The 18,691-nt window shown below is 69.7% G+C and carries 17 protein-coding genes; 10 read left to right on the top strand and 7 right to left on the bottom strand.

Annotated elements, in window-relative coordinates; translation table 11 throughout:
- Positions 1-2: 2 nt before the first annotated feature.
- A complete protein-coding gene (locus B0I29_RS11085; RefSeq protein ID WP_245972484.1) occupies positions 3-1,619 on the bottom strand; it encodes a GAF domain-containing sensor histidine kinase in 1,617 nt (538 codons plus the stop codon).
- A gap of 153 nt (positions 1,620-1,772) precedes the next feature.
- Here B0I29_RS11085 and B0I29_RS11080 point away from each other — a divergent pair, with 153 nt between their 5' ends.
- The 6 genes from B0I29_RS11080 to B0I29_RS11055 are packed head-to-tail and all read left to right on the top strand — an operon-like array spanning position 1,773 to position 6,756.
- A complete protein-coding gene (locus B0I29_RS11080; RefSeq protein WP_111648840.1) occupies positions 1,773-2,225 on the top strand; it encodes an SRPBCC family protein in 453 nt (150 codons plus the stop codon).
- Positions 2,226-2,252: 27 nt separating this feature from the next.
- On the top strand, positions 2,253-3,098 hold the full coding sequence (locus B0I29_RS45670; protein ID WP_181557764.1) for a hypothetical protein: 846 nt from the start codon (positions 2,253-2,255) through the stop codon (positions 3,096-3,098).
- Between the two features lie 23 nt (positions 3,099-3,121).
- On the top strand, positions 3,122-4,072 hold the full coding sequence (locus B0I29_RS11070; protein ID WP_111648839.1) for an ROK family glucokinase: 951 nt from the start codon (positions 3,122-3,124) through the stop codon (positions 4,070-4,072).
- A 2-nt stretch (positions 4,073-4,074) separates the two neighbouring features.
- Positions 4,075-4,755, top strand: a complete 681-nt coding sequence (locus tag B0I29_RS11065; RefSeq protein WP_111648838.1) for an endonuclease/exonuclease/phosphatase family protein — start codon at positions 4,075-4,077, stop codon at positions 4,753-4,755.
- Between the two features lie 25 nt (positions 4,756-4,780).
- Positions 4,781-6,124 carry a flavin-containing monooxygenase gene (locus B0I29_RS11060; protein ID WP_111648837.1) on the top strand — a complete coding sequence of 448 codons (1,344 nt, stop codon included), beginning with the start codon at positions 4,781-4,783 and terminating at the stop codon, positions 6,122-6,124.
- Entirely contained in the window at positions 6,121-6,756 is a 636-nt protein-coding gene (locus tag B0I29_RS11055) for an alpha/beta hydrolase (RefSeq protein ID WP_111648836.1), read from the top strand. Before B0I29_RS11060 ends, B0I29_RS11055 begins: the two co-directional genes overlap by 4 nt.
- Here B0I29_RS11055 and B0I29_RS11050 read toward each other — a convergent pair.
- Positions 6,736-8,190: an alpha,alpha-trehalose-phosphate synthase (UDP-forming) gene (locus B0I29_RS11050; protein ID WP_111648835.1), complete on the bottom strand. Its 1,455-nt coding sequence runs from the start codon at positions 8,188-8,190 to the stop codon at positions 6,736-6,738. The two genes, B0I29_RS11055 and B0I29_RS11050, sit on opposite strands and share 21 nt — an antisense overlap.
- 59 nt (positions 8,191-8,249) lie before the next feature.
- Positions 8,250-9,068 (bottom strand): DUF308 domain-containing protein, encoded by an 819-nt coding sequence (locus B0I29_RS11045; protein WP_111648834.1) that lies wholly within the window; start codon positions 9,066-9,068, stop codon positions 8,250-8,252.
- A 141-nt stretch (positions 9,069-9,209) separates the two neighbouring features.
- Here B0I29_RS11045 and B0I29_RS11040 point away from each other — a divergent pair, with 141 nt between their 5' ends.
- The gene (locus B0I29_RS11040; RefSeq protein ID WP_111648833.1) at positions 9,210-9,905 is read left to right on the top strand and encodes a lysophospholipid acyltransferase family protein; all 696 of its coding nucleotides are present in this window, start codon (positions 9,210-9,212) and stop codon (positions 9,903-9,905) included.
- Here B0I29_RS11040 and B0I29_RS11035 read toward each other — a convergent pair.
- Positions 9,880-10,566 (bottom strand): Crp/Fnr family transcriptional regulator, encoded by a 687-nt coding sequence (locus B0I29_RS11035; protein WP_014441566.1) that lies wholly within the window; start codon positions 10,564-10,566, stop codon positions 9,880-9,882. The two genes, B0I29_RS11040 and B0I29_RS11035, sit on opposite strands and share 26 nt — an antisense overlap.
- A 236-nt stretch (positions 10,567-10,802) precedes the next feature.
- Between B0I29_RS11035 and B0I29_RS11030 the strand changes: the two genes are divergently transcribed.
- Both B0I29_RS11030 and B0I29_RS11025 read left to right on the top strand, forming a co-directional pair.
- Complete coding sequence (locus B0I29_RS11030; protein ID WP_111648832.1) at positions 10,803-11,657, top strand: phosphotransferase enzyme family protein; 855 nt, start codon at positions 10,803-10,805, stop codon at positions 11,655-11,657.
- A gap of 22 nt (positions 11,658-11,679) precedes the next feature.
- A complete protein-coding gene (locus B0I29_RS11025; RefSeq protein WP_111648831.1) occupies positions 11,680-12,183 on the top strand; it encodes a polyadenylate-specific 3'-exoribonuclease AS in 504 nt (167 codons plus the stop codon).
- Positions 12,184-12,221: 38 nt separating this feature from the next.
- On the opposite strand, the gene B0I29_RS11020 is transcribed toward B0I29_RS11025, so the two are convergent.
- The gene (locus B0I29_RS11020; RefSeq protein WP_111648830.1) at positions 12,222-12,875 is read right to left on the bottom strand and encodes a TetR/AcrR family transcriptional regulator; all 654 of its coding nucleotides are present in this window, start codon (positions 12,873-12,875) and stop codon (positions 12,222-12,224) included.
- 94 nt (positions 12,876-12,969) lie between these two features.
- On the opposite strand from B0I29_RS11020, the gene B0I29_RS11015 reads away from it, so the two are divergent.
- Positions 12,970-14,457, top strand: coding sequence for a DHA2 family efflux MFS transporter permease subunit (locus B0I29_RS11015; RefSeq protein ID WP_111648829.1), 1,488 nt, complete (start codon positions 12,970-12,972; stop codon positions 14,455-14,457).
- Between the two features lie 1,007 nt (positions 14,458-15,464).
- On the opposite strand, the gene B0I29_RS11010 is transcribed toward B0I29_RS11015, so the two are convergent.
- Together B0I29_RS11010 and B0I29_RS11005 are read right to left on the bottom strand one after the other, a co-directional pair.
- Positions 15,465-17,273 carry a glycoside hydrolase family 3 protein gene (locus B0I29_RS11010; RefSeq protein ID WP_111648828.1) on the bottom strand — a complete coding sequence of 603 codons (1,809 nt, stop codon included), beginning with the start codon at positions 17,271-17,273 and terminating at the stop codon, positions 15,465-15,467.
- Between the two features lie 19 nt (positions 17,274-17,292).
- Positions 17,293-18,564, bottom strand: a complete 1,272-nt coding sequence (locus B0I29_RS11005) for an MFS transporter (RefSeq protein WP_111648827.1) — start codon at positions 18,562-18,564, stop codon at positions 17,293-17,295.
- Between the last annotated feature and the right edge of the window lie 127 nt (positions 18,565-18,691).

Genomic DNA, 18,691 nt, shown 5'->3' with positions numbered 1-18,691 from the left:
GGTTACTCCCCTTCTGGAGCGGAAACACTCTCCCGCACGCTATCGCGCCGAGGCGGTGTTCCGAGCACTACGGCGACGGTTGTCCCGCTCGGGTGTCTCGGCGTGATCTTGAGACGACCTCGGATGCGTTCGGCACGCTCGGCCATGATGGTAAGACCGTATCGGCCATCGGGGCGCTCGTCCGCGAACCCCTTGCCATCATCGGACACTTCGATTTCCGCGTACGGCGGGTCGATCGTGCAGGTGACCCAGAGATTGGACGCGCCCGAGTGCTTGCGGGCGTTGGTGATCGCCTCCTGCGCGATGCGCAGCAGCTCGGCCTCGGTCGCGGCGGGCAGCCGGGCCGTCGACTCGTCGAAGGTGAAGTGCACGCGCAGGCCGGCACTCGTCCCCAAAGTCCGTGCGTATTCCGCGATGGCCGCGGCCAGACCGCCGCTGCGATCGACCTCGGACCGCAGCTCGAAGAGGCTCAGCCGCAGCTCGGTGATCACCCGGGTGACCTCGCCGCGCAGCGTCCGCAGCTCCTCGGCGGTCTCCTCGGCGCCCTCCGGCAGCGTCGCCTGCGCGTTGTCGATGCCGTAACCGACCATGACCAGCTCCTGCGCGACCCCGTCGTGGATCTCCCGGGCCAGCCGCTGGCGCTCCTCGTTGGTCGCGAGCGAGCGCACGTCGTCGAAGAGCAAGGCGGCTTCCAGCCGCAGCGCCGCAGGCCCGGTCACCTCGGTCACCCCTTGGACCACCCCCGATGGGTACGCCCCAGCGGCATCAGTCTCCAGAATGACCAACCCGATCGTCCGCACCCCGGCGACCAGCGGCACCACCAGCGACGACGCCTCGCCGCCTGAGTGCGTGCGCGCCTGCGAGCGGCTGGCCGTCTGCGGCTGCTGGGTGGCCCAGGCGTCCGCGATCGCCGAGTCGGCGTCGAGGGTGGTCTCCCAGTCGACCCGCTCGGCCCCGCTCTGTGCCAGCACGACCAGCCGGCCGCCGCCGCTCGCCGACAGCACGGCAGCACGGTGACCAGGGGCGACCGCGCGCAGCTCCTCAAGCAGGTGCTCGGAGATGCCGCCCGGGTCGAGCGTCGCGCCGGGCAGTGAACGGGCCACGCTGCGCAGCTGGGTGAGCAGGCGGGTGGCCTCCGCGTAAGGCTGCGGGGTGGGCTCGGGCGGCTGGAGCAGCTGGCGCATCGTCTCGGCGGCGAACGTCACGATCGCGCCGAGGACCAGCCACTGCCCGCAGGCCGCGATGTAACCCGGCTCACCGAACGAGTCGGAGATCAGGCCGCCGGCCACCATCGTCGCCGCGGCGACGCCGAGCAGCACGGGTCCCTCGGTCGAGCGACGGTGCAGCGCCGCGGTGAGCAGCGGCACCGCGAGGTAGGGCAGCACCGCCTCGGCGCCGAACCCGGCGTCGACCCGCCCGATCGTGTCGGCCGAGGACGCCACGAAACCGGCGGCCAGGCTGGTCACCACCACCTCGGCGGCCCGGCCGGCGGGCGCCCACAGGTGGTGCCGGGGCGCCAGGAAGGCGGGCGCCGCGGCGATCGCGAGCAGCACGATCCAGCCGAGCTGTCGCGGGTCCTCGGTGGCGGTCAGGGTGAGGACGGCGACCAGCGCCAGCATCACGACGCGGGCGACGGCTTCGGCCGGGCGCAGACGCGCGGGACCATTTGCTGGAGCTGGCACGTGAGGGATGGTATCGGGAGGGGCTGACATCGGCTCGTCCGTCGCGGCCCTCATCCGGAGTCTGTCGCACCCAGCGAGTAACCTCCCTGCATGGCCGACACCTCGACGCAGTCGATCCAGATACATGCGCCGCTGGCCCGTGTCGCCGCGGTGATCTGCGACTTCCCGCGTTACCCGGACTGGGCCGAGTCGATCAAACTCGCCGAGGTCGTGGAGGAGTACGAGGACGGTTACGCCGCCCAGGTCCGCTTCCAGATCGACGCGACGGTGCTCGTCGACGAGTACACCTTGGAGTACGCGTACGCCGACGACCTCTCCCGGATCGAGTGGCACCTGATCGCGCCGTCCAAGACGCAGCGCTCCCAGGACGGTTCCTACGACCTGGTGGAGACCGCCGGCGGCACGACCACGGTGACGTATTCACTGGCGGTGGATCTCGCCATCGGCATGCTCGGCATGTTCCGCCGCAAAGCGGAAAAAGTGATCATGGATACGGCGTTGAAGGAGCTCAAGCGCCGTGTCGAGAGCCTGCCGGCGGCCTGAGCCGCCACCGCGACGAGAGGAACGCAGATGGCCGGTTCAGCACGTGATGAGGCCGAGCGGCTGGTCGCGACGTTCCTCGCGAGGGCCGCGGCGGGCGGTCTGAGTGATTCGGTCTCCGGCCTGTTCGGGGGCGCTGCCGGGTCGCACGCGATGGCCAACGGCAGCGCGGAGTGCTGTGTCTGCCCGCTCTGCCGGGTGATCGCGACGCTGCGTGACCCGAGTCCGGAAACGGCCGAGCGGCTGGCCAGCAGTGCCGGCGACATCGTCACCGGGGTGACCGGGCTGATGCGCGCCTTCTCCACGATGGCGGGGGAGCGGCCCAAGCCGGCCCCGGCACCGAGATCACCCGAGCAGCGGCCGGCAAACCCGGACGGCGTCTGGGCGGCGGCCACTCACCAAGCCGAGCCCGAGCCGGGACCAGCGGAAACAGCCGGCGACGACCCGTGGGCCACGGCCACGGCGGAGAGCGCGAGGGAAGCCGCTGCCGCTGCGAAAGCGCGAGCGGCAGCCGCCGAGGAGGCGGTGGCCCGAGCCGTCGCGTCGGCCAAGGCGGTCCGGGACCGGCGAGCTCAGGAGCAGGCGGCCCGGGCGCAGGCCGCTCCGGAGCGGGAGCCGGCGCCGTTTGAGGACGTTTTCGGCGCTTCGCGTACGCGTACCCATGATGTCTGGGCCTCGGCGATCGCCCAGGCCGAGGCCGCGGCAGAGGCGGAAGCCGGCGCGCAGGCCGCGGCCATTGCCCAAGAAGTGGCGGAGGCCGGGGCAGGTGGCTCGGGCGGGCACCGTAGCGTGGATCATGACCTGGGCGCTTCGGCGCCCGAGGACCGTGGCAGCGCCGGTCCGGGCGACGGCGCCCGGCCAGGCGACGCGGTGTGAACTTCGCAGAGGGGACGGGCAGCGTGACGCTGACCATCGGAATCGACGTCGGCGGCACCAAGGTCGCCGGTGGGGTGGTCGACGAGCTGGGTAACGTGCTCGCGTCGAACCGCCGGCCGACGCCGGCGGAGGACCCGGCCGCGACCCGGGACACGATCGTCGAGGTCGCCGCCGAGCTGGCGGCACAGTACCCGGACGCGACCGCGATCGGCATCGGCGCCGCGGCCTGGATCGACGCCGCCGGTTCGACAGTGCTGTTCGCACCGAACCTGGCCTGGCGTGACGAGCCGCTGCGCGATTACGTGACCAAGGCGACCGGCCTGCCGACCGTCCTGGAGAACGACGCGAACGTCGCCGGCTGGGCCGAGTTCCGGTTCGGCGTCGCCAAGCACGCCGACGACTCGATGGTGATGATCACCGTGGGCACCGGCATCGGCGGAGCCATCGTGATCAACGGGAAGCTCTGGCGGGGTGCCAACGGCATCGCCGCCGAGCTGGGTCACATCCAGTCGGTCGCGGACGGCCACCCCTGCGGCTGCGGCCGGCTCGGCTGCCTGGAGCAGTACGCGGCGGGCAGTGCCCTGGTCCGGTTCGCCCGAGCCGGAGCGCGGCAGCAGCCGGAGCGCGCGAGTCAGCTCCTGGAACTGGCCGGCGGCGACGCCCTGGCGATCACCGGTCGGCAGATCACCGAGGCCGCGCAGGCCGGCGACGGTGTCGCGAAAGACGCGTTCGCCCAGGTGGGGTACTGGCTCGGGGTGGCCCTGGCCGACCTCGCGCAGAGTCTCGACCCGCAGATCATGGTGATCGGCGGCGGTGTGGTCGAGGCGGGGGACCTGCTGATGGGCCCGGCCGAGCAGACGTACCGTGACCAGCTCGCCCAGCGCAACCGGTTCCCGGTGGCCGAGGTTCGCGCGGCCGAGATGGGCAACGCCGCAGGCGTCGTCGGTGCCGCTGACCTGGCACGTCTGGCCTGACGATGACCGGGGCGAAACTGCGGGTGGTCAGCTACAACGTGCACGGGCTGCGGGACGACCGGCCGGCCCTGGCCGGGCTGATCCGCGAGCTTGCCCCGGACGTCCTGGTGGTGCAGGAAGCGCCGCGCCGGTTCCGCTGGCGGGACCGGTGTGCCGCGTTCGCCGGTGAGGCCGGCCTGGTCGTGGCGGCCGGCGGTCAACCGGCGCTCGGCAACCTGATCCTGGTCAGCCTGCGGGTGGCGATCCACCGGACCTGGTGCGTGCGCTTTCCGCTGACACCGGGCCGGCACCTGCGCGGCGCGGCGTTCGCCGAGGGTTCGGTGCTGGGCGCGCGCCGGTTCGTGGTGACCGGCTCGCACCTGGCGACGGATCCGGCGGAGCGGCCGGCGCAGGCCGCCGAGTGGAAAGCCGAGACGTCGGAGATCACCGGGCCGCTGATCGTGGCGGCCGACCTGAACGAAGGCCCTGGTGGCGGCGCCTGGCGGACGGTCGCCGACGGGCTGGTCACCTCGGAGAAGGACGTGCCCACGTTCCCGGCCACGCTGCCGCAGCGGCGCATCGACGCGCTCTTCGTCAGCCCGGACATCTCCATCGACCGTTACGAGATCATCGACGATGAGCGAGCACGTCGAGCGAGTGATCATTTACCGGTCGTAACGGACCTTCTGCTCCCTTCCTCGTAAGCCTCGGTTCTGCAAGGATCGCCGGGTGCACGACACCCCCGACCCGGGCGACCGTGGCGACGCCGTCTGTGTCGTCGGCGCCGGCGCCAGCGGACTGGCCGCGATAAAAAGCCTGCGTGAGCAGGGTTTCGCGGTCGACTGCTACGAGCGCGAGACGTCCGTCGGCGGCGCCTGGAACTGGCGCCACGATCGCAGCCCGATCTATTCCGGCACCCACCTGATCTCGTCGCGGCCATTGACGGAGTTCCCCGACTTCCCGATGCCGGACACCTGGCCCGATTACCCGCACCACTCGAAGGTTCTCGAATACCTGGAGCGGTACGCCAAACACTTCCGCCTCGATCAGGACATCTGGTTCGGCATGGAGGTGTCGTCGGCGGTGCCGGCCGGCGACGGCAAGTGGGATGTGACCATCCGGTCGACCGGTGGTGGCTCGTCGCGGGTTCAGCGGTATGCCGCGATCGTGGTGGCGAATGGGCACAACTGGTCGCCCGCGGCCTTCGAAGCGCCGGGGGACTTCACCGGGCAGGTGATCCACGCTTCGGCGTACAAGGACCCGGCCCGGCTGCGTGGCCGCAAGGTCCTCGTCGTCGGCGGAGGCAACACCGGCTGCGACATCGCCGTCGAGGCGGCCCAGCAGGCCACCCGGGTCTGGCACTCCACCCGGCGCGGTTACTGGCTCGCGCCCAAATATGTCTTCGGCCGCCCGGCCGACCAGGTCAACGACCGCCTGCTCCGCTGGGGTCTGCCGCTGCGGCTGCGGCAGTGGCTCTATCGCCGGACGGTGAAGCTGACCAGCGGCGACCTGACCCGGTACGGCCTGGCCGAACCCGACCACCGGCCGTACGAGAGTCACCCGATCGTCAACAGCCAGCTGCCGTACTACCTCGGGCACGGCACGATCGAGCCGGTCCCGGACGTGGAACGGTACGACGGCGCGAGCGTGATCCTGACCGACGGCACCAAGATCGAACCGGATCTGGTGATCACCGCGACCGGGTACCGGCCCCGCTTCGACTTCCTCGCGCCCGAGCTGCTCGACACCGACGAGGACGGCCGGCCCGACCTGCACCTGCACGCTTTCGCCCGGCGGCACCCGACGCTCGCGGTGATCGGCCTGCTCCAGCCGGACTCGGGCGTGTTCCCGCTCGCGCACTGGCAGAGCGTCGCGGTGGCTCGCTGGCTGCGGCTGCGGGTCACCGATCCGGAGCGCGCCGCCGCCGTGCAGCAGAAGGAGTCCACCCGGCCGGTGCAGAGCTGGTCACGCCGCCGGGTGATCCCGACACAGCGGCACTGGTTCGAGGTTGATCACGTGGATTACCTGCGGTCCGTCGAAGGTCTGCTCAACGAGATGGGCTCAGTCCGGTGAAGTCCGATCTGGTGCGTTTCGAGGACTGGACCGACCCGGTGCCGCCGGCCGCGCGCGAGGTCGTCTCCCGGCTGCCCGAGGACGACATCGGTCACCCGCCGCTGCTCTTCGTGCCGGGAACCTCGTCGCCTTCTTTTGCTGAGCATTGGCTCGGCCACGCCGCCGGTCGCGGTTTTTCTTCGTACGCCTTGAGCCCGCGCCCTGGCGGCGATCTGCGGGCCCAGGTTCACGACACGGTGCAGGTTGCCGCGTCGTTGCCCCGGCAGGCGGTGCTGATCGGGCACGGCCTGGGCGCGCTGGTGGTGGCCCGGGCGCTGGGGCGTTACCCGGCCCGCGCGGCCGTGCTGACCGCCCCGGTGCTGAGCGGCTGGGCGGTGGCCCGGGCGTTCTCGCTGTTCTCCCGGCCCGTGCTGCCCGCTCCGGCGGGTGATCCGCCGGTTCTGGTCGCGGGCAGCCCGGACGATCGGGCGGTCAAGCGGAAGGCTCTGGACCGGGCGGCGGCCGGTTACGGCGGCGCGCCGCTGCTCTTCCCCGGCATGGGTCACGACCTGATGCTGGAGGAGGGCTGGGAAGAGCCGATCGACGCGATCCTGGACTGGCTGGAAAAGCAGTTACCTATGCCAGGGCACTGAGGCGGCCGGAGCCTTCTCAGCGGTGTCGGGGAGGCGTTCGGCAAGCCGGCCCGTGTGATCAAGAGCGGTCAGATAGGCCCGCGCCCACGCCAGGATGTCGTGTCCCACGAGGTGCTCGCGCATCGCGGTCATCCGGGCGCTCAGATCGGCCGGCTCGGCGCTCATCGCGTGCAGCAGCGTCTCCTTGAGCCCGTCGACGTCGTGCGGGTTGACCAGGAAGGCCTGCTCCAGCTCGGCGGCCGCCCCGGCGAACTCGCTGAGCACCAGCGCGCCACCGCCGTCCTCACGGGCCGCCACGAACTCCTTGGCGACCAGGTTCATCCCGTCCCGCAGCGGGGTCACCACCATGACGTCCGCGGTCTGGTAGAGCGCGGCCAGCTGGGACCGGGCGAACGGCTGGTTCAGGTAGTGGATGGCCGGCTCGCCGACCCGGCCGAATTCCCCGTTGATCCGGCCCACCTCGCTCTCGATCCGGTCACGCAGGTCCTGATAGCTGTCGACCTGTTCCCGGCTGGGAACGGCCACCTGGACCATGACGGTGTCGCGTACCTTCACGTGCCCGTCCCGCAGCAGCTCGCTGTACGCGGTGAGCCGGTGCTCGATGCCCTTGGTGTAATCCAGCCGGTCCACGCTGAGCAGCACCCGTTTCGGCTGGCCCAGATCGTGGCGCAGCTGTTTGGCCTGGCTGAGCACGTCGGGTGAGCTGGACAGGGCCCGCATCTCGGCCACGTCGATGGAGACCGGGAACGCGCCGGTGTGCACGGTCCGCCCGTCCACGGTGATCACGTCGTCGGTGGCGTGCGCGCCGAGCAGCTTCTGGGCGAGCTGGGCGACGTTGTGGGCCGCCTGCGGCCGCTGGAAACCGACCAGGTCGGCGCCGAGCATCCCGCGCAGCAGCTCGACCCGGCGGGGGAGCTGCATGTAGAGCTCGGGCGGCGGGAACGGCACGTGCATGAAGAAGCCGATCAGCAGGTCGGGACGCAGGTCCCGGAGCATCTGCGGCACCAGCTGCAGGTGGTAGTCCTGCACCCAGACGGCGGCGCCGTGCTCGGCCACCTCGGCGGCGGCCTCGGCGAACCGGCGGTTGACGATGCGGTACGTCTCCCACCAGCCCCGATCGAAGACCGGCTGCTGGACGGCGTCGTGGTACAGCGGCCAGAGCGTCGAGTTCGCGAACCCCTCGTAATAGCCGCGCAGCTCGGCCGCGCTCAGCGACACGGGCCGTAACCGCAGGCCACCGATGTCCGACAGCTGCGGCGCTGGGCCGATCCCGCCGGCCCAGCCGACCCAGGTGGCCGGAGTTTGCTCCAGGATCGCGTGCAGGGCGCTGGCCAGGCCGCCCGGACTGCGGCGCCATTCACAGGCTCCGTCCGGGGCGGCATTGTCATCCAGCGGCAGACGGTTGGCTACGACGACGAGCGAACTCTGGCGCATCACCGAAGGTTACTGGTTGAACACCCATGATCGTCTATGTGATCCGTTACACGGGTCTTTCAGACCACGGCTCCGTCGTCGAAGTCGTCGTCATCGTCGCCGGAGCGCAGCCGCCAGACCAGCGTGACCGCGCCGCCGACGATCCCGGCGAAGCCGAGGAGCGTGACGTACGTGCTTTCGATGAGCGGGATCAGGCGCGGGAAGAGGAAGAGCACGAAGCCGACCACCACGCTCAGCAGGCCGGCCACCGCGTACTTCGACATCTTCGGCATCGGCGGGGGCGGCGGCGGGACGTAACGCTCGTCCTCGTCGTCGTCCGGGCTGTCCGGCAGGTCGGTGCCGAACGTGTCGAGTCCGTAGAGGAGGGACTGCTCCTCCGGGGGCGGATCGGTACGTCGCCTGTTCAGCGGGCGGCCGTCCTCGCCGACCGGGCGGCCGCCGGTCTGTGGCGGCTCCTCCTTGGCCACGCTCTCCGCGTCCGGCCAGGGCGTGCCGCCGGTGCCGTCGGTGGTGTGGAAGCCGGCAATGATCTTGTCCCACTCGGCGTCCACCTCGGCCTGCGGCCGTGCGTCCGTCGTCACCGGTGGAGCGGGCGGCGTGGCCGGAAGCCCGCCGGTCACCTTCTCCAGGTGCTCGCGAGCGGTGTCGAGTCGTGTGCGATCCACGTAGAGCCGGTCGATCGGCCGAGCCGGCAGTGTCGTGGCCCGCAGAATCGGGTTCAGATCCGCCGTCGGTTGAAGGTATGCCGCGATGCCGCCGGCAGCCAGAACATCGAGCAGATGCTCTCCCACCCGCGGATCCACGTCACCCGCGACGGCGTAATCCGCCGCGTCGAGCCCGTTGTCGCGTCGCCCCCGACGGGCGCCACCCGTTGTCACCGATGCACCCCCTTGCCGACCGTGCCTTGAATGGTGACACGGCAGGCGCCTGTTGCGGGAGTGCGTTGTGGCGCGCCGCTCCCGCTTCGTACGCTTCTCCCCGCCCCGGGACGCCGGTGGCATCCACTGAAAGGGACGTCAGTGTTCTACTGGCTACTCAAGTTGGTGATCCTCGGTCCGTTGCTGAAGCTGGTCTTCCGCCCGAAGGTGGACGGCCTCGAGAATGTTCCCCGCTCCGGTCCGGTGATCCTGGCCTGCAATCATCTCTCGTTCTCCGACTCGATCTTCACCCCGCTGATCGTCCGGCGGAAAGTGACCTTCGTCGCCAAAGCCGAATACTTCACCGGCAAGGGGATCAAGGGATGGCTCTCCCGGATGTTCTTCGTGGGCGCCGGGACGATCCCGGTGGACCGTTCGGGTGGTGAGGCCGCCCAGGCGGCCCTGGACACCCTCCTGAGAGTCCTCAAGGAGGGCAACATCGCCGGGATCTACCCGGAGGGCACCCGTTCCCCGGACGGGCGTCTCTATCGCGGTAAGACGGGCGTGGCCCGGCTCGCGCTGGAAAGCGGCGCGGTGGTCGTGCCGGTGGCCCTGCTGAACACCGACGAGATCCAGCCCACCGGCACGCTGATCCCGACGGTGAAGCGGGTCCGGATCCGGATCGGCAAGCCGCTGGACTTCTCCCGGTACGCCGAGAGCCGCGGTGACCGCTTCGTCGAACGAGCGATCACCGACGAGCTCATGTACGAGCTGATGGTGCTCTCCGGCCGCGAGTACGTCGACGTTTACGCGGCCACCCTGAAGAGCCCCGTCAGTTCATCCCCGCGCGCCGCTTGAGGGCCTGCACGTCGGTGACGACGATGCGCCGGCCCTCGGTGCGCAGCCAGCCCCGGTTGGCGAACGACCCGATCGCCTGATTCACGCTCTGCCGGGAGCCGCCCGCCATCTCGGCGAGCTGGCTCTGGTTGAGCTCGATGGTGATCATCGGCGCCTGGCTCTCCCCGGAGAGTCGGACCAGGGTTTTCGCCACCCTGCCCGGCAGGTCGAGGAAGACGTGATCGGCGTTCTGCTCGGTGAGGCGGCGGATCAGGCCGCCCACCGAGCGCATCACGGCGTCCAGGATCCGCGGGTTCGAGTGCACCAGGTCCATGAAGGCGGCCCGGGACAGCGACAGCGCCTGGGAGTCCTCGATCGCCTCGGCGGACGCGCTGCGGGTCGAGGCGTCCAGCAGGGACACCTCACCGAGCACGTCAGGTGGGCGCACGACGGTGAGCACGGCGCGCTCACCGGTCGGCGCGGTGCGGAAGACCGCGACCGCGCCTCGTTTCATGATGATCAGAGAGTCGCCGGGATCGTGCTCGACGAAAAGAATCTGACCCTTGCGATAGTGACGCGGAACGGCCGTGGCGATGACCCGCTGCCGTACGTCCGGCTCAAGTCCCGCGAACATTTCCACGCCGGTGAGCGCGTCGCCGGAATCCGGCAAGCGATGGTCCACGGCGCTAATCCCTCCCCCGGTGGGGACGCGTCGATCCGGCCGGCGCCGGCCCCACGACGCGAACGATCACTCTTAGCACGAAGCGCGCCCCGAACGCCATTCCTTCGTCGGACATCGAAGCTCACTCCCGTACGATCATGTCCCTTCGGTTGCTTTCTGTAAACCTCCCATCGCCTACTGTGATTGTCGCCCCCGCTGTCCGTCGCTTTGGTGGCTTGTGTCGAGATAATCCCGCAGTGCCGGATGATGAGCTCCTTCAATCGACATTGCGCGACCAGTGGCACCTCGTTCCATCGAAGATCACCGAACAGTCGCGGGCCCTGATGTCGCGCGGCTGGGAGATCACCGCGGCCTCCGGGGCGTACATCGCCCGGCTCGCCGAGGCCGGCGCCCGGCAACCGATGGAGGCCGGCCTGATGGCGGCCGAGCACCTGCGCGGGCGGCGGATCGACGCGGGGGAGCCGGTACGCACGCTCGCCGGAGCGCTGACCGTGGAGACCGAGCAGGGCGCGTTCGCGGTGTCCCGCCGGTTGCCGGGGCGGCACCTCGACGGGCGCGATCCGGTCGATCAGCAATGGTGGGGCGAGCGGCTTGGGGTCGTACACAAGGCTCTTCAAGGTTTTCGGCATCCTGGCCTGCGCCCATGGCAGTTGCCTGACCCCGACGCGGCCCATCTCGACGCGGAGCCCTGGGTGCGCGCGGCGGTCTCCTCGGCGGTCTCCGCGGCGACCCGGCTGACCGTGACCGATCAGCTGACCTACGGCGTGCTGCACGGCGACCCGGCCGCTGACGCCTTCGTCCTCGATCCGGAGACCGGACGCTCCGGCCCGCTGCACTGCGGCGCCTGCGGCACCGGACCACTGGTGTACGACATAGCGGCGGCCGTCGCCCACGCGGGCGGACCCGATCACTGTGCCGAGATGCTCGACGGTTACCTGGCCGCCGGGCCGGTGCGTGCCGACGAGCTGGACGCGGCTCTGCCGGTGCTGCTGAGGCTGCGCTGGGCGATGCAGGCCGACCGGGCGGCCCGCTGGGAGTGCGCGGAAGGGCTCGGTGCGGCGAAGGAGGCCCTGGAGTCCATGCCCGGATGACGATGGAGCAGGATGTGCGGTGATGGCCTATCGCTACTTTTATGACTGTGAATTCATCGAGGACGGTCGGATCGTCGACCTCGTCTCGATCGGTGTCGTCGACGAGTTCGGCCGCGAGTTCTACGCGGTCAGCACCGAGTTCGACGATTCTCGCGCCGTGCCCTGGGTGCGCCGCAACGTGCTCGACAAGCTGCCGTCCCCGTCCGACAAGGCGTGGCGCAGCCGGGAGCGAATCCGTGCGGACCTCTACGAGTTCCTGATCGAGCCGATCAAGGGCCGCTCCGAGCAGATGGAGCTCTGGGCCTGGTACGCGGCTTACGACCACGTCGCGCTCGCTCAGCTGTGGGGCGCCATGCCGGCGCTGCCCCGGGAGATACCGCGGTTCACCAAGGATCTGCGCCAGCGGTGGGACGACCTCGGTCGCCCGAAGCTGCCGGAGATGGCCGGGCGGCACGACGCGCTGGTCGACGCCAAGCACAACCTGGCGCGCTGGCAGGTGCTCGCCAGTACTCCGCAGCCGCTTTAGCGGCTTTTAGTGGGTTTTAGCGGCTTTTCGGTGGGGTTTTAGCGGCTTTTCAGTGGGGGGACGCACTCCTTCATCACGGCCTGGACGTCGTCCTCGGTCAGCTGTGGGCCGAGGTCGCCGTTGTCCGGCCGGGCGCGCAGCCCGTCCACGATCAGCTGCAGGTACCGCTCGTAGAGCTCGGGCCGGCAGGCCGCGCTGTTCTGCGCGAGGTCGGTGATCATCGCCAGGATGATCGGGAAGTCGTGCATGCTGGCGTCCGCCCGCAGCGTGCCCTCGGCGTGCGCCCGATCGATGATCTGATGTAGCAGCGGCACCATGAGCTCGCCGATCCGCGCGAAATGGTGCTGATCCATGGTCAGCGCGGCGTCGCGCAGCCCGCGGTCGCCGGCGTGCATCCGTGCCGCGCGGCGGAAGAAGTCCACCAGGCCGTCCCACGCGCTCGGCGCGGCGAGCGCCTCCTCGGCAAGCGTGATCATGTCTTCCAGCCGGTCGGTGAAGACCGCCTCGACCAGTGCCTCCTTGGTGGGGAAACGGCGGTAGACGGTGCCGACCCCGACACCCGCGTGATGGGCCACGTCGTCGAGCGTGGCCGCGAAGCCGCGGGTCGCGAAGACCTCGTGCGCAGCCTCGATGATCCGCTCTCGATTGCGCTGCGCGTCTCGCCGCAATGGCCGGACCTGCGTCTCCGTCATGTGTCGAAGCCTACAACTAAGTGGAGGTAATCCCTCAGCTTCTGCTGCTAGCCTCCGAAACGGAGGATGTTCCTCAACTTCCTGGAAGGCAGCGATGAGCACGCTTACTGATCGACCACGTCCCGCCGGACGTGAGGACCAGGCGTCCAACGGGCGCTGGTGGGCCCTCGTCGTCCTGGCACTGGCCCAGCTCATGGTCGTGCTGGACGCGACGATCGTGAACATCGCGCTGCCCACCGCCCAGGCCGACCTGGCGTTCGACGACGCCGGCCGGCAATGGGTCGTCACCGGTTACGCCCTGGCCTTCGGCAGCCTGCTGCTGCTCGGCGGCCGGCTCTCCGACTTCTTCGGCCGCAAGCGGATGTTCGTCATCGGCCTGATCGGCTTCGCGCTCGCCTCCGCCCTCGGCGGTGCCGCGCAGAACCTCGAAGTGCTGATCTTCGCCCGTGCGCTCCAGGGCGCCTTCGGTGCCGCGCTGGCCCCGGCCGCGCTGTCGCTGCTCTCCACGACGTTCACCGAGCCCGCTGAGCGCGGCAAGGCGTTCGGCATCTTCGGCGCCATCTCCGGCGCCGGTGGCGGCATGGGTCTGCTGCTCGGCGGCGTGCTCACCGAGTACGTCTCCTGGCGCTGGTGCCTGTACGTCAACCTGGTGATCGCCGCGATCGCCGTGGCCGGCGCCTTCCTGAAGCTCAAGGACGAGCCGATCAAGGCCGAAGGCAAGATCGACGTCCCCGGTGCGGTCACCGCGATCGCCGGTCTGGTCGCCTTGGTCTACGGCCTGGCGAACGCCGAGACCGACGGCTGGACCGACGCCATGACCCTCGGCCCGATCGTGGCCGGCCTGGTCATCCTCGGCATCTTCGTGGCGATCGAACGCCGCGTCGAGCACCCGCTGCTCCCGATGCGCGTCGTCCTCGACCGCAACCGCGGCGGTTCGTACGCCTCGATCGCGATCGCCGGCGCCGGCATGTTCGGCATCTTCCTGTTCCTCACCTACTACCTGACCGCGATCCTGGCGTTCACCCCGGTCGAAACCGGCCTGGCGTTCCTGCCGATGCTCGGTGGCATCATGCTCACCGCCACCACTGCCGGCTCGATGCTCACGCCGAAGATCGGCCCCCGCCCGCTGGTTCCGCTCGGCGCGCTGATCGCCGCCGGCGGCATGGTCCTGATGACCCGGCTCGAGCTGGACTCGACGTACGTCTCAGGCGTCCTGCCCGGACTGATCATTATCGGTCTCGGCCTGGGTCTGGTCTTCGCGCCGACGCAGAACGCCGCCACCGCGGGCGTCGAGCACCGCGACGCCGGCGTCGCCTCCGCGATGATCAACACAGTGCAGCAGATCGGCGGCTCGATCGGCACCGCGCTGCTCAGCTCCTTCGCGGCCACCGCGGCCAGCGACTACATGATCGGTAAGACGCCGTCCGCGCAGGTGCAGGCGGAGGCCGCGATGCAGAGTTACCACACGGTGTTCTGGTGGTCGGCCGGCTTCTTCCTGCTGGCGGCAATCGTGGCGGCGGTGCTCTTCCGCACCGGCCCGCTGGACGTCGACCCGGACGCCCCGCCCGCGATGGCCCACTGACCTTTCCTTCTTTACTGGCCTTACTGGCTTTACTGGCTCTACTGGCTCTACTGGCAGCGTGCTTCGTTACTGGCAGCGTGTGGACTTCGGGTTTGTCGCCCGAGGTCCACACGCTGTTCTGCTGGCAGGAGGCATCCCGCCGACGTCTGCCCGCGCTGATGCAGGACCGGAGCGGCTCGCGCTCAGGGTCGCTATTTCGCCCTCCGAGCGACCGTGAGCACAAGCTGGCCTTTCCCGGCTCGCGCTCGTGGTCGTGTTTTCGCCCTCCGAGCGACCACGAGCACAAGCTGGCCTTTCCCAGCTCGCGCTCGCGGTCGTGTTTTCGGCGCGTGTGCGACCGTGAGCGCAAGCTGGGCCCTGTGATCGGACGGTTTCGTGGGCCTGCGCTCCCGGGCAGCAAGATCCTGGCCGGCTGGCTCTGGCTGCTGGGCGTGTTTTGGTGCGGTAGTTCACGGTGCCGATGAGGTGAGCCGTAGCTCAGATATGTCATGGGGCTGCGATGACGTGTCTGGACTACGGCTCGGGTCGCGGAGCCGTAGTCCAGCCCTGTTATGAGGGTCCGATGACGTGTCTGAGCTACGGCTCGCCGACCGGTCGGGCCTGGGCTCCGCCTGGACAGGAGCCGAAGCCGACGCGGAGCGGGCGGCCCGTCGACGCAGAGCGGATGGCCCACCGATGCGGAGCGGGTGGCCCGTCGACGCAGAGCGGATGGCCCACCGATGCGTGTCGAGTTAGGGCGCGTATTGAACCGGAAGTCGACACGGCCGGGGGACTTGTGGCGTGTGTGTCGAGTTTGGGGGCGTAGAGGACCCGAAATCGACACAATCGTCCTCGACCTGGGGATCTTGGGCCGTGGGTCCCGCTCCGCTGTGGTTCGGGACGAGTGGCCGGACGAGTGAGCGGGCGAGCGGCCGTGCGGGGTGCGATCCGCAGCCGAACTCGACACGCGCGTCAGGGGCCGGGCGGCTTTGGGCATGGAGAAGCCCCGGTGCTACCGGGGCTTCTCTTCAGATCTTCAGGCCGTGTCCGTACGGGTAGAGGGGTGCGGCCGTGTCGTTCGGGACGTCTTCGCGGGAGGCCTCGACGGCTGCCATCGAGGACGGGAGTTCGAAGGGCAGCGTCCCGCTTGACCGAACCCGGCCGAACAGCACGTCCAGCAGGGCCTCGTCGCTGGAGCCGAAGCTGCCGATCAGCGCCGCCGCGGTTCCGGCCAGCGGGGTGAGCACGGCCGGCCGGTCCAGCAGCACGTCGACCACGGTCGGTACCGAGGCGGCCAGTTCCTGGATCGGCGCCAGCTCGGATTCGGTCCACTCCAACCGGCCGGCGTGGAAGAACGCCTCGAAACCGCCGCCACGGGGCTCGAACGGCGCGGCCCGCCGGACGATCGCCACATCGGCGAGCGCCGGGTCGTCGACGACCTTGGCGTAGGACGCCGCCACCGCCGGGTCGACGCCGTCCAGGTAGACCGCGATCCCCTCAATGAGAGGAAGCACCGGCGCAACCGCCGGGGAAACCCCAGCCGGGGCTGGGGAAACCCCAGCCGGGGCTGGGGAAACCCCTGCCGGGGAAACCCCAGCCGGGCGGTCGGCGAGGACCACGATCGCGCGGCGCTGGGCCTCCAGCCCGGCTGCCCGGAACGCCGCCTGCCCGGCGATGCGGCCGGCCGCGGCGGGGTCCACGTACCGGCGGTCGTCGAACAGTCCCATCCGGAACTTGTCGCGCAGGATTCGGCGTACCGAAGTGTTGATCCGCTCTTCGCTGATCCGGCCCTGTTCGACCAGGTCGACGATCAGTTCGGGGCACTGTTCGCCGCCGAGTTGATCAGCGCCGGCTTCCAGGATCTTGAGGACCCGCGAGTGCCGGTCCAGGTGCTCGACGCCCCAGGCGCGGGCCGGCATCGGCGTACCCATGATCTCGGCGTCGGTGACCAGGCCCCAGTCGGTGCAGATCACGCCGTCGAAGCCGTACCGGCCGCGCAGCAGACCCTCCAGGACCTGCTTGTTGAAGCCGAAGCCGACCTCTTCGAAAGAGGTGTCGACCGGCATCCCGTAGTACGGCATCACCTGCGCGACGCCGGCCTTGAACGCGGCCTCGAACGGCTTGAGGTGGTAATCCCACATGCCGCCCGGGTAGACCTGCTCCCGGCCGTAGGCGAAGTGCGCGTCCTCGCCGTCCTTCTGCGGCCCGGCGCCCGGGAAGTGCTTCACCATCGCCGCCACCGAGTCCGGGCCGAGCGACGGGCCCTGCAGACCCTGGATGTACGCCACGAGCAGCGACGCCACCATGTCGGCGTCCGACCCGAGGGTGCCACTGGTACGCGCCCACCGCGGCTCACTCGCGAGGTCGGCCATCGGATGCAGGGCCACCCGGATGCCGGCGGCCACGTACTCCTGCCGGGCGATGTCGGCGAATTCGCGTACCAATGCCGGGTCTTTGGTGGCACCCAGGCCGATCGGTTCCGGCCAGGCGGAGAAACCGCCTGCAGCGGCGGAAGCCGCGGGGTTGTCGATGACGCCATGGCGAGGGTCGGTGGAGACGGTGACCGGAATGCCGTGGCCGGTCTTCTCCGCCAGTTCCTGGATGCGGTTGTGCCACTCGGCGATCTTCTGGGGCGGGACCGGGGCCATCGTCAGGATGTTGACGTGGTTGATCAGCTTGCCGGCGACGAGGTCGGACGCGGAGGCGAACATGCCGTCGCCCTCGTGCAGCGTGCCGTCGGGGTTCACCGCGATCATGGTGTGGAACATGAGGCCGGCTTTTTCCGCGAGGGTGAGGCGGGAGAGCAGGGCGGTGACCCGGTCTTCGATGGTGCTCATGACAACCTCCGAGAAATTTTCAGCGTGCGCCGCGGACCATGCGGACCAGGACGGATCCGACGACGGCCATCACCGCTCCGCTCAGGAACAGGGCGCTGTAATTGGAGCCGCCACCGATCGCGAGGACCGGCGCGGCCAGGATCGGGACTAGCGACTGCGGAAGGGCGTTCGCGATGTTCATGACGCCCATGTCCTTCGCGGCGTCGTCCGGGTTCGGCAGGACGTCGGTGGCGAGCGCCAGGTCGACCGCGAGGTAGACGCCCTCGCCGACACCGAAGATCGCGCAGGCCACCAGGAAGACGCCGAAGGTGTTGCCGAGCGCGATGATCACCAGCGACACGGCGATTACCATGCCGGCGCCGAGGACGAACGGCTTACGCATGCCGGTGCGGTCCGAGAGGATGCCGCCGAACGTGGAGCCGGCGACCAGGCCGACCGTGGTGATCAGGGTGGCGACCAGGATGCCGCTCGCGACGTTGTCGGTGGTGTAACCGAAGCGGTCGATCAGCAGGTAGGACTGGTACGTGGTGACGCAGGCCAGGCCCATCCAGATGAGGAACCGGCTGACGATGTTCCACGCGAAGTCGGGGTGCCGGCGCGGGTGGATGTAAAAGGTGCGCAGGAACTCGCTGAACCGGTACGGGGCGAAGTGGCCCTTCTCGGCCGGACGGTCCTTGAGGATCACCACGAGCAGTGCCACCGTCGCGACACCGATCGCGGCCGGGACCATGAACATCAGCACGGCGTTGCCGGAGAGTGCCGCCGCGAGCGCGCTGCCGAACAGGATCGCGACCGAGGTCATCAGGCCGAGGATGCCGCTGACCTTGCCGCGCTGCTGGGTCGGGATCTGGTCGGACAGCAGGACGGTGAGCGTGGAGAGCGTGGCGTTCACACCGAGCTGTGCGATCGCCCATCCGACGGTCAGCGCGAGGACGCTGCCGCCGAGGGCCACGACCAGCAGACCGGCGAAGCCGAGCAGCATGCCGCCGATCAGCCACGGGCGGCGGCGGCCGAACCGGGATGTCGTGCGGTCCGACATGGCGCCGAAGAACGGGTTGCCGATCAGCGCCAGCACCGCGCCGACACTCAGGACAGTGCCGAGGGCGGACGCCTTGCTGTCCGGGGCGATCTGCGCGACCCGGATCGACATCGTGACGACGACCGGGGTGAGGATCGTGAGGTACGCGCCGAGCTGAGCCAGGGCCATCGCCACGATCAGCCGGGTCGGTGCGTCCGGTGCGGGGGAGGCCGGCTGCTGAACCGCTGCCGGACGGGACTGAATGGTGGTCATCGCACACCTCGCGGGGGCTTTTTGTTAACAGCTTGTTTTCTGAAGGTATCGACTCGATTTGCGGTAAACCAGAGGCTGGAAGGCCTGGTCAGAGCCATGATTCGCCTGTGTCTCCGCTTTTTGTGCC

The sequence above is a fragment of the Actinoplanes lutulentus genome (assembly GCF_003259845.1).
In the GTDB taxonomy this organism is placed as follows: domain Bacteria; phylum Actinomycetota; class Actinomycetes; order Mycobacteriales; family Micromonosporaceae; genus Actinoplanes; species Actinoplanes lutulentus.
Note: the sequence above shows the minus strand (reverse complement) of the source record. Positions and strands in the feature narration are given on the sequence as shown.